This is a genomic window from Terasakiella sediminum (assembly GCF_033100395.1).
Taxonomy (GTDB): domain Bacteria; phylum Pseudomonadota; class Alphaproteobacteria; order Rhodospirillales; family Terasakiellaceae; genus Terasakiella.
Window position 1 is genome coordinate 18022 of record NZ_JAWLVJ010000034.1, and the last position, 9019, is coordinate 27040.

The 9019-nt window shown below is 43.3% G+C and carries 8 protein-coding genes; 3 read left to right on the forward strand and 5 right to left on the reverse strand.

All coding sequences use genetic code 11. The annotated features are described in order from the left end of the window. Window positions 1-132: 132 nt before the first annotated feature. Window positions 133-3363, forward strand: a complete 3231-nt coding sequence (locus tag RYZ26_RS18410; RefSeq protein WP_317684719.1) for a DEAD/DEAH box helicase family protein — start codon at window positions 133-135, stop codon at window positions 3361-3363. 11 nt (window positions 3364-3374) lie between these two features. Here the strand turns inward: RYZ26_RS18410 and RYZ26_RS18415 are convergent, their stop codons facing one another. From RYZ26_RS18415 to RYZ26_RS18425, 3 genes are all read right to left on the reverse strand, one after another. Next, window positions 3375-4355 (reverse strand): hypothetical protein, encoded by a 981-nt coding sequence (locus RYZ26_RS18415; protein ID WP_317684720.1) that lies wholly within the window; start codon window positions 4353-4355, stop codon window positions 3375-3377. Window positions 4356-4372: 17 nt separating this feature from the next. After that, window positions 4373-4699, reverse strand: a complete 327-nt coding sequence (locus RYZ26_RS18420; protein ID WP_317684721.1) for a hypothetical protein — start codon at window positions 4697-4699, stop codon at window positions 4373-4375. 68 nt (window positions 4700-4767) lie between these two features. Beyond that, entirely contained in the window at window positions 4768-5232 is a 465-nt protein-coding gene (locus tag RYZ26_RS18425) for a hypothetical protein (protein ID WP_317684722.1), read from the reverse strand. A 117-nt stretch (window positions 5233-5349) separates the two neighbouring features. Here RYZ26_RS18425 and RYZ26_RS18430 point away from each other — a divergent pair, with 117 nt between their 5' ends. Both RYZ26_RS18430 and RYZ26_RS18435 read left to right on the forward strand, forming a co-directional pair. Continuing rightward, window positions 5350-5616, forward strand: a complete 267-nt coding sequence (locus RYZ26_RS18430; RefSeq protein WP_317684723.1) for a CopG family ribbon-helix-helix protein — start codon at window positions 5350-5352, stop codon at window positions 5614-5616. Next, complete coding sequence (locus tag RYZ26_RS18435) at window positions 5616-5900, forward strand: type II toxin-antitoxin system RelE/ParE family toxin (RefSeq protein WP_317684724.1); 285 nt, start codon at window positions 5616-5618, stop codon at window positions 5898-5900. The genes RYZ26_RS18430 and RYZ26_RS18435 overlap by 1 nt, the downstream gene beginning before the upstream one ends. On the opposite strand, the gene RYZ26_RS18440 is transcribed toward RYZ26_RS18435, so the two are convergent. Together RYZ26_RS18440 and RYZ26_RS18445 are read right to left on the reverse strand one after the other, a co-directional pair. After that, entirely contained in the window at window positions 5897-8227 is a 2331-nt protein-coding gene (locus RYZ26_RS18440) for a DEAD/DEAH box helicase family protein (RefSeq protein WP_317684725.1), read from the reverse strand. The genes RYZ26_RS18435 and RYZ26_RS18440 overlap by 4 nt on opposite strands. A gap of 113 nt (window positions 8228-8340) precedes the next feature. Continuing rightward, entirely contained in the window at window positions 8341-8901 is a 561-nt protein-coding gene (locus RYZ26_RS18445; RefSeq protein WP_317684726.1) for a hypothetical protein, read from the reverse strand. Between the last annotated feature and the right edge of the window lie 118 nt (window positions 8902-9019).

The following is a 9019-nucleotide window of genomic DNA, read 5'->3' on the forward strand; positions in this document are numbered from 1 at the left end:
TCTCCCCACATACAATCTTAGTGAAATCACAAGATGTATCAAATGCAGTGAAGAAAACACGTTTCCTAACAGCCTATCGGAACGTCATGTTATGGCTAATTTAATGAAATTTGACTTAAGAGAAACAAAATAATGCCCGTTGTTCCATTTCCTCATAAACTCATTTTGAACCGCTATATCATGAGTCAATTCGGTGGTGATGCGACGGATTTAGAGGGTGATCTGTTTCGTCAAGTTGCCAAAAACCGCCTTACTGATGAAACCTTGGAAAGCCGAAAAGAAGATGGACGTTATGCATATCATGACGAGCTTGTCGGGTTGTTAAACTCAGACAGTTTCCTGACACCTGAATTGCTTTTGGAATATGACGCAAACATTGCGCGTCATACAGATTACATCAACCGAAAACGCTCCCCAAAAATCGAGTGGAAATATTTTCAGTATTTGTCATTGTTGTTTACTGAAATCTATTTAGACCAATTTTTCAGCAATCGCGACGGTCTGTTAGATGATCTCAACAGATTGGTAAATAAATTTAATCAAGTTCTTCTTGAGTGGGGTGAAAAGCGAAAGGCAGACCGTCTTTCACTATTCACTGAAAACGGCTTGAGAAAACTCGCATTCTGGAACGCCACTGGTAGCGGTAAGACACTGTTGATGCATATCAACGTTTTGCAGTTCCAACATTATATGAAGAAACACAAGAAGCTGCATGAACTCAACCGCATTGTGGTTCTCACACCCAATGAAGGATTGACGGATCAACATCTGGAAGAATTTCGCAAATCAGGTATGCGGGCGGTTCCCTTTAATAAAAATAGTTCAGGCTCAGGTCTGTTGTCTTCTCAAGAAATTGATGTCATTGACATGAACAAACTGCGAGAAGAAAGCGGTAAGAAAACTGTTTCTGTAGATCAGTTTGAAACAAATAACCTTGTACTAATTGACGAAGGGCACCGGGGCGCAAGTGGTGATGTCTGGTTTGAAATGCGCCGTCGTCTCGCACAAGATGGTTTCACATTCGAATATTCTGCCACATTAGGACAGGCGGTAAGCGGAAATACAGGGCTGGCAGATGATTATGCCAAATGCATTTTGTTTGATTATTCTTATCGGTATTTCCATTCAGATGGCTTTGGCAAAGATTATAACATCCTGAATATTGAAGGCCGAGATGAGAATAGGGCTGATGAAGAAAATCGTCACCTATATCTTTCAGCTTGTTTATTGTCTTTCTATCAGCAGCTTCGCCTTTTTGATGAGCGACAATCAGCATATAAAGCATTCGATATTGATCGCCCATTATGGGTTTTCGTTGGTAGTAAGGTAACTGCCGTTCGAAAAGAGAATAAACGCGACGTTTCTGATGTTGTTGATATTTTGCTTTTCCTTTCAGAGTTTATTTCAAACAAAACCCGAACTCTTGCCAATATCGAAAAGCTCATATCCGGGGACACGGGACTTCTTAACGAAAAAAATACCGACATTTTTTCAGAAGCTTTTCCGTATCTAATCCAGTCCAAAGATGATGCAACTGCATTGTACAATGACATCATGTCCCGATTGTTTAATTCCTACACGGGTGGGATGCTACACATCGACTACTTAAAAGGTGGTGATGGTGAATTGGCTCTGCGCGTTGGCGACAGTGACGACCATTTTGGAGTGATCAATGTCGGCGATGCCAGAAAACTTTTCGACCTGTGTCAAAATAATGATCTGGACGGTAAGGAAATTGAGTTCAGCCACTCCCTATTCAAAAAGATCAATGAGAAAAGCTCAAAGCTGAATCTGTTGATTGGATCAAAACGCTTCACGGAAGGCTGGAACAGCTTCCGAGTGGCAACTATGGGATTGATGTTTGTTGGTCAAAGGGAAGGCTCCGAAATTATCCAATTATTTGGTCGTGGCGTACGCTTGCGCGGATTTGAAAACTCACTGAAACGAAGCAAAGCAATTCATTGGTCTGCCAAGGATGGTGAATATGCGTGGGTTCCCAAAGACGATGACTTACCTATTTTGGAAACACTGAATGTCTTTGGCGTTAAATCTGATTACATGGCCCGTTTCAACGAATTCCTTGAAGGTGAAGGTATTAAAAAACCCGAAGACCGCGTTGAATATAATATTCCTGTGCGTTTCAAACTGCCCAAAACATCCTTAATCACTGTGAGTGTTCCAGAGGGAATTAATTTCAAAAAACAGGCAAAAACCACACTGGCATTACCGCCATCTGAATTTTTACCAAAACGCCGAGTCACCCTTGATTGGTACCCCCGTGTCAAATCAATGGCAAGTCGAGGGGTAAAGCAAACCAGTTTCGATACATTGCCTCACGAAGATAAACTTCGGGAACGCCATATAGCTTTCATGGATATTGAAAATATCTATTTTGAAATGCAACGCTTGAAAGCAGAACGGAACTGGCACAATTTCAATATGAGCAAACAAGCCATTCTTTCGCTTTTGCGTGACCCACATTGGTACACACTTTATATTCCAGAAGAACGTTTAGAGGTTGGTGATTTTTCCCGCGTAAGTGAGTGGGAAGAAATTGCAATTTCACTTCTCAAGAAGTTTTGCGACCGTTTCTACAAATTTCAGAAGGAAGCTTTCGAAGCTCCTCACCGTGAATACAGAGAACTTGATCCCGCCGACCCTAACTTTTTTGATGAATATAAGGTATTGGTTGATCAATCAGAAAAGCTCATCATTCAGCGCATTGAAGAACTACAACAGCATATCAACGATGGTACTTTGGATGATTTTAACATTGGTGGCAAAGGGGAAGCCTTTGTCTTTGACCAGCATCTATACTCGCCGCTTCTTCACTTGAAGAGAGGTGTCGATGCCGACCTTTTCAAAGTCTCACCAGTTCACCTTAATGAAGGAGAACGAGACTTTGTAATGGATTTGCGTAATTTCTATCAGGCTAAACCATCATTGTTAGAGGATCGGGAAATCTACCTTCTGCGGAACCAGTCTAAAGGGCGAGGGATCGGTTTTTTTGAAGCAGGTAACTTCTATCCTGATTTCATTTTGTGGATCATTGAAGGTGAAAAGCAGCATATCGTTTTTGTTGATCCGAAAGGGATCATGCACTGTGAGGGTATCGACGACCCTAAACTCCGCTTCTATGAAACGGTAAAGGATATTGAGATCAAGATGCGCACAGAAGGATCAAAGCTATCGGATAAAGTGACGATGAATTCCTTCATCGTATCTAATACGCCGTTGGCAAATGTACGTTGGTGGAAGCCTGAGCTTGCAACATCAGATGATTTTGCCAACAGACATGTTCTTTTCCAAAATGAAGATAAAGACACCTACATTGACAAGCTGTTTAGGGCTGTACTTGTATAGATTTATTCAGTTTAAATCGGTTCTGTAGACTTCACAAGCTTCATCCCGGCGGTATTATAATCTTCTAATACTTCCTTAACATCAGCACCTGTTTCTGACGATGATAAAATACAATCAGTCAAAATATGGATTTTTCTTGTCAGTCCCGGGTCGCTGAACGATATTTCGTGCAATAGACCATCAAGAGTTGATGTGATTGAATGATAACCTGAATATCCAGCGATAAGAAGATGATCATTATTCAATAATCTGTGACCGAGTGCTGTATCCTTTTGGTCAAGTGCCCCCTTGCCATCCCAACGCAATAAGAAATCCGCACCGAACACAGAGCGGCACTCTGTCCACGGATTGGTATCATAGATTTGCAAATTGGGCTGAACACCCCGGGCTATTGAATGAAACCAACAAGCTTCTTGAACAATGCCAGTCATATTCGATCCGTGACTTCCCATCAAACAATGGAAGGGATGTATGCGAAGTTGATGTCCCATGTCTTCAATTTCTTTGACATAGAGTTCAGACTGTTTAAGCGCCCAAGTGTAATTTGTTCCTGTAAATTGAGACACTTCCGGTGATGGCTGGAATTTACCTAAACGTATGTCTTCACTGGATATAACCGTTGCGGGTTCAATGTTTTTGCCTCTTTCGTCAACCCACCAGAGTGGTGAAAATATTTGATATGGCCAATGAATACGCATCATTGTCGTGATACAGGAAATGCATGGCAGATTTCTGTATATGAACTCAGCAATACGGATACTGACATCAACGCCCTGATCTTCACTTTGAATGGGTGAAACAGGAAAACAGAAATCTTGCTGGCAATCTATCAGCAGCAACTCGACACGGGTTCTGTCTTTATAACCGTTTTGGATATTATGTCGTTTTTTATATTGGTTGGCGGCTTCCATAACATCTGGCAAAGAAGGAGAAAAATTCAAATCCCTTCCATGAGCAGGATTAAAAAGATTTGGAACTTCAAGATCGGTCATTTTCTTTTTACCTCCGACTACATCCGCTCAAGAACCTCTTCCATCATTCGACGCAAGTCATGATAGATAACCTCGGTACTGTGTGGGTCCATGCGCTTGACTTCCATGACATCACTTACGAGCGACGGATTACAACGTTGTCCGTCAAAATACTGCCCTGCCCAACGAACTTCCGATGTTCGGATATGTGACTGGATTTCAGAAATATCATTTCCAAAGGTGCAAACTCTGACGACAAACCCGTGAGGACGCTTGTGGTCAATTTTCTTGCTGATGGTCACACATTGGGAACCGTTAATTTGCGCCACGGGCCACTCTTCTTCGTCAGTATCCGATAAATCCACCGGGACTTCCAAGAACTCAATATTGTAGATGAACGTGGACGCTTTCTCAGGGCAAAACTCATAAAGCCTCATATCATCACCTCCTCATTTTCGAAGAACTCGGCGGTGCGGACTAAAGTCATGGAACGTTTCGCATCAAAATCCGTAAGCTGGGCAGACCCCACATATATATCAAGCTCATCAAAGTCATGCCGTCCCCGGTCCGTCCATAGCACGGGTCTGGATGTTTGTGCTGTTTCCAGAGCGTTCTGGAAATTTTCGTGGCCACCAATAACAATCGGATAAATTCCATAACAATCCACCATCGCAAGATATTCAGTTGCGCTAAGCGGTTCGATTAAAATGTTGGACCCATATTCATTAATGGGGCGATCCACCAAATAAAGCCAAGCCTGATTAGGCTTGTAGGGGAGTTGAATCGTTCCACAGACGCGCAAAAAGAGGGTGAAAACCTTCATGCCCGTGGCTGGTTCTATTTCGATTGATTTGGTGTGATTGGGGTAAGGTGCTGCTGAAAAATCTTTTAATCGCATATGTGTATCTCCTCATTGATACACTTATTTATGCAGACGTGATCGTGTAGTTTTAAATGACATATGAGATGGATTTTGATATGGTTGCTATAGTTGCAACCTGCGGGATTTTGGTAAATGGGCACTACAGTCGGCATCAAGTTAGAAGACGAAACTCGAGAACGTCTGCAAAAGCTTGGCGAACATAAAGATCGTTCAACCCACTGGATGATGAAAAAAGCCATTGCCGAGTATCTGGAACGTGAAGAAACCTTCGAGCGTGAAAAACTGGAAGATATGGATCGTTGGCAACGTTTCCAAGAAACTGGTGTGTGCGTATCGAGTGAAGAAATGACCAATTTTTTTGATGGGCTGATTACAGAAGCTCAAGCGGCACAAAAATAATGTCAATCGTCTGGCTACCGGAAGCACAACAGGACGTGCAACGCCTGTTTGATTTTCTTTTGCCCTTAAACCCAACTGCCGCAGAACATGCTGTTAAAACTATTGCTGACGGTGCAGCGCAATTAAACGAATTCGGTGACATTGGTCGCCCGATGGATGATGACACGGGGAGGCGCGAACTTTTCCTCCCCTTTGGAGCCAGCCATTATGTTCTTCGATACATGAAAACTGACAGCGATATTGTCATCATCCGTGTGTGGCATTCAAAAGAAATTCGGAATTAACCCCAAACGCCCCCATAGCGACCGCTTTCGAGACTTTTCATGACGCTGGTGATCTGCCCTTTCTCAAGGCGACTGTTGTCATAGTCAGCCATTTCCAACGCTTTTTCAATGGTTGAGAGGCTACAACCCTTTTTCAGAAGAATATACCCAAGGTCAAAAAACGCCTTGTTGCGCTGTCCGGTTCCTGCACCAACAGCACGATAGTGGTCAATGGAAGTTTGGATGGATTGAGGTGACACACCTTTCCCTACGGACGTTTTCTGCACAGCCGCATCAGGCAACTCAACCACGTTCAGAACTGCAAGCGGGTCCAATAACTCGCCATCACACACATCAAAGAAACTATCGCCACCCTTCGCCTGACACGGAAGGTAGAAAAGTGATGCCGCATGGCGTTTGGAAAGGTCAAACCCATGATCCACATACCCATAATCGGTCAATGTCTGGAGGATATAGTCAACAACGACTTGATGGACTTCGGTAGTCATAGCTGTGGTTGTTGGTAAGAACACCCGATAACGACCATTGCCACTATGAGAATTGCAACCGACCATTTTCAAGTGCGCAAACACCTGTTTGAAGTCTTGCCATGAAATGCCGTTTGGATCGTCATTGTCCAGCCAGATACCCCATGTGTTCTCGACGTTTTTTAACCCGCGATCTGTCTTATCAGAAAGGGCTGGATTAAACACTGCTGATGACACCAGATGGTTATCCTTCTTCTTAGCGTAAGTCGTCTGCCACGCTTCATAAAGCTGATTGATGAAGTCATCTACCGCAGAAACGTCAAAGATTTCACCCTTCGTATCATAAAGGTCCGCCAACACCGTCAATTGCGCATTCACGTTCTTCAATGCGATTTGCTCCATTTTAAGTCGTTGGCGATATGCTTTTTGGCGTTCGGCGGCATTTTCATGTTGAGCGGGGCGGCCACGCTGTTTTTGTTCAGGAATGGCGAATCCTTCTGGTGTAAAGCAGCGAACAGAGCTACCGGGGAAGATGTTAGCCAACCATTCGGCCGTCATCATATCTGTCACATAGACATTCACAGGCTGGTTCGCATTGGGATTGCGCAACGAACAACGCATGACCGATTGATATGTTGTTTGATGTACCAGTGCATCACGCAGTTCCCCTGCATTGATCCCTTGTGCTTGTAGAAACTTGAAATGCGCGGGTGTTCGATTTAACGCCGATAAAAAGGCGACATGATCAATATGCTGATAAGAGTTCAACCCGTGGGAAATATTCGATAGTCGGGTTGCTCCTTCGCAATTGGCAAAGACATTATCTTCAACGTCGTTGTTCGCCACCCACAGAAACTCGTCTTCTTTCAGGCGCATCATCAATTCTGATAGCATCCCATCCATAACGGTGGTGTCGCTATCTTTCATTGTTTTATCGCGAAGGCTCTTCGACCAAGCCTCATCACTGAAATAATGGACTTTCAATCGACTTCCATTGTCATGCTGGCGATATTGAAGCCCAGCCATAATTTCAGAATGCTCTTCAAAGCGGACACCCCAAGAAGACCAAAGGCGGTACATGACGCTTTCCATCGCGCAAGCACCCATAATCACAGTCTCGCGGAAATCCTTGAACTTTGTAGGCTTGAGAAGGGCAAACAAACTCAGTTTTGTTTTCTTTTCAAGATCATTGCCGATAACGACATCGTGGTAATTGGATTTTATCGCGTACACGTTCCAATGCTCATCCAACATCTTGTGGGCGAAACTTTGCAATGGTTGGTACACATCGTCATCACCTCTGGTGAATTTACGAAGACCGTTATTCTCACGGGCGATCAGTTTGTAATAATCGTCACTTTGATCCACAGGCTGAACATACCACATAAACATCCCATGAGATCGCGGAACCCGCATGGTCAAGTCCATATCTACGACAGGCAACTCATCATAAATGACAGTCCAATCTTGAGCGCGGTGAAAGTATGGTAGAAGGTCAAACGCTTGATGAGTCATCATGGCAATGGCAGGTGACTTTTGCGGATAATCTTTCAAGAATGCCATCACTGATTTCGTCACCGACTGCCCATCAAGCGCATCCGTATCAAACCGACGTAACAGAATATGTTGTCCAGAAGCTTTGATCATGGGTTTCAAATCGGCTTCTGTTTGTTGCAGCAGTTTGATGGAAGGTTGAACGATCATCACTTTTTGACCTGCACATGCTCGTTCCACTGCCCATTTACACGCATTATAGGTTTTGCCAGCCCCGGCCAGTGCATCGACCAACTTGATGCTGATATTGGAATAGTCGTATTGAAACGCTCCTATTGGAGCGTCCATTGGAGGATTGTTATTCATTATTTTTCTCCTCAATATGATCTCCTCGAAAGATAAGGGAAAGCCCTACGGTGAGGAGAACAAACCGTGTAAATTCAGATAGCTACTTCTGAACAGGACTTTCCATTAGTTATTTATTCAGCGGCATAAGGGGATTCTAAAAGCACCAAGTCTTGGCAGAACATCATGTATAAATTCGGATAGCTCATGGCATTGGTGCTAACATCGGATTTGAAATCCAAAAATACTTTTTCTGCCTTTTCATGCGATCTAAAAGGCTTTGAAAATACGGAAAGTTTGTTTTCGCAATGTTTGATCAGCGTTTCTGCCATCAAATAATAACCAGCTTCCAAGCCATACATGAATTCTCTATCCATCAGGATATTGATTTTATGAGGGGGGATAAGCGCAAAGCTTTCGTTCTTTTGGCTATCGCGAACACGTACAATTTTAAATTCACCACTTTTGACACCGTGGCTTTCCGCTGCATTTATGGTCGCATCCAGAAACGGTCGAAAACGCTTGACCCACAAGGCTACATCATCGTCACCTTTGCAAATGAATGGCTTTATTGAACCATTTGGTGCTTTGTAAAGCACTGATCTTGTGGAAGCACTTTCAACTGTGTGAGATAAATCGTTATCAACTTGGTCGATTGTAAATTCAGGTTTTAGTTTCTTGGAAAATTCACTCATAACTCAAATATTCTCCATAATCCACGACCTCCCATCGAGGGCGTTTTCTGACTATGAATCTACGCCAGAAACCGAACAGTGCCAATTTACCTTTTACTTTAAAAATCAATTAGTTATT